Source organism: Actinomyces sp. MRS3W (genome assembly GCF_032465695.1).
In the GTDB taxonomy this organism is placed as follows: domain Bacteria; phylum Actinomycetota; class Actinomycetes; order Actinomycetales; family Actinomycetaceae; genus Actinomyces.
This window is the reverse complement of sequence record NZ_JAWDJJ010000056.1, coordinates 1-1,982: the sequence shown is the minus strand read 5'-3', so window position 1 is coordinate 1,982 and position 1,982 is coordinate 1. Positions and strand designations below refer to the sequence as shown.

General features: G+C 69.9%; 1 protein-coding gene and 1 pseudogene. One reads left to right on the top strand and one right to left on the bottom strand.

Features of this window, described 5'->3' with window-relative positions; translation table 11 throughout:
- A pseudogene (locus tag RWX45_RS01570) lies at nt 1-203 on the bottom strand (S9 family peptidase); the annotation flags it as partial.
- A 197-nt stretch (nt 204-400) separates the two neighbouring features.
- Here RWX45_RS01570 and dxs point away from each other — a divergent pair.
- Nucleotides 401-1,982: 1-deoxy-D-xylulose-5-phosphate synthase (gene dxs, locus RWX45_RS01565; protein ID WP_316022035.1), on the top strand; the 1,582-nt coding region annotated here is incomplete at its 3' end.

Genomic DNA, 1,982 nt, shown 5'->3' with positions numbered 1-1,982 from the left:
GGCGTCAGGGGCAGGACCTCCCCGATCTGCCCGTCGCCGTCGCGGCGCAGCAGGACCTGCCGACCGGCCTGGGAGGCGCGCTGCTCCACCCAGTAGGTGTCCCCGCCGTCCACACGCACCTGGGACAGGGAGAGCGTGCGGGTGGTGATGGTGCCGGGGGTGATCGGGGAGGGCCAGGTCCCGTACGGCGCTGTCGTGCTCATCGTTCCTCCTTCAAGGCGGTGCGGTCGGTCGCGGGCTTGCCGGCGGCGGGCCACCCGACCTGGGTCAACCCTACGTGGTTCCTGCGGGTCAAAGCCCCCAGGACCGGCCGGGAGCGCATATGCTGAGATGTCGCGCCGGCGTGGCGAGCCTGCGGGCGACGCCACCTGAAGGCTAGGACAAAGGAGGAACTGCGCCGATGAGCGAAGAGACTGCTGGCGTCGGCGCCGACGGGAGGACGCCCCCGGTCCTGCCCGATACCCCCCTGTTGTCCCGGATTCACCGTCCCGCGGATCTGCGTCGACTCACCAGCGAGGAGGTGGAGGCGCTGGCCGCCGAGATCCGTCGTTACCTGGTGGCGACGGTGGCGCGCACGGGCGGACATCTGGGCCCCAACCTCGGGGTTGTGGAGCTCACACTCGCCCTGCACCGCACCTTCCGCTCCCCGCGCGACACGATCGTGTTCGACACCGGCCACCAGGCCTACGTCCACAAGCTGCTCACCGGCCGCCAGGACTTCAGCCAACTGCGCGAGCGCGGCGGCGTGTCCGGCTACCCCTCGCGGCAGGAGTCCATTCACGACGTCGTGGAGAACTCCCATGCCTCCACGGCACTGTCCTGGGCCGACGGCATCGCCCGCGCCAACCACCTGCAGGGGCGCGAGCAGCGCCACATCGTCGCCGTCATCGGCGACGGCGCCCTCACCGGCGGCATGGCGTGGGAGGCGCTCAACAACATTGCCGATTCCGCCGACAAGCATTTGGTCATCGTCGTCAATGACAACGGCCGCTCCTACGCCCCCACCATTGGGGGACTAGCCCACCACCTGGATGCGCTGCGCACCAATCCCGGATATGAGCGCATGCTGTCGGGCATCAAGCACACCTTGCTGGCTCAGGGGGCTCCCGGGCGGGCGGCCTTCGATGCCCTGCACGGGATGAAACGCGGGCTCAAGGACATTCTGGTGCCCTCGGCCTTCTTCGAGGACCTCGGCATCAAGTACACCGGACCGGTGGACGGTCACGACGAGACCGCGCTCGAGTTCGCCCTCACTCGCGCCCGCGAGTACACCGATCCGGTCATTGTGCATGTCATCACCCAGAAGGGGCGCGGGTACACCCCGGCGGAGGAAGACACCGCGGACCGCTTCCACGCGGTCGGGCGCATTCATCCCGAGACCGGTCTGCCGGTGGTGCCCTCCCGCTTCGGCTGGACGGCCGTTGTGGCCGAGGAATTGCTGGAGCTCGCCCGCGGTGACGAGCGGATCGTCGGTATCACCGCCGCCATGCAGCAGCCGGTCGGTCTCAAGCCGCTGGCCGACGCCATGCCCGAGCGTGTTGTCGACGTCGGCATCGCCGAGCAGCATGCCCTGACCTCCGCCGCGGGAATGGCCTTCGCGGGGATGCACCCCGTGGTTGCTCTGTACGCCACCTTCCTCAACCGGGCCTTCGATCAGGTGCTCATGGACGTGGGGCTGCACCGGGCGGGAGTAACCATTCTGCTGGACCGCGCCGGGATCACCGGCACCGACGGCGCCAGCCACAACGGCATGTGGGACATGGCCCTGCTCGCGCACGTGCCCGGCCTGCACCTGGCCGCGCCCCGGGACGAGGCCACGCTGCGCCAGGCGCTGAGAGTCGCGGCGGGCGTGGACGACGCCCCGACCGTGGTGCGTTACCCCAAGGGTTCTTTGCCTGCCCCGCTGCCGGCCGTGCGTACCGTGGGGGAGGACGACGGCCCCTTCGGCGCCGTGGACATCCTGCTTGAGACGGCGGGGGAGC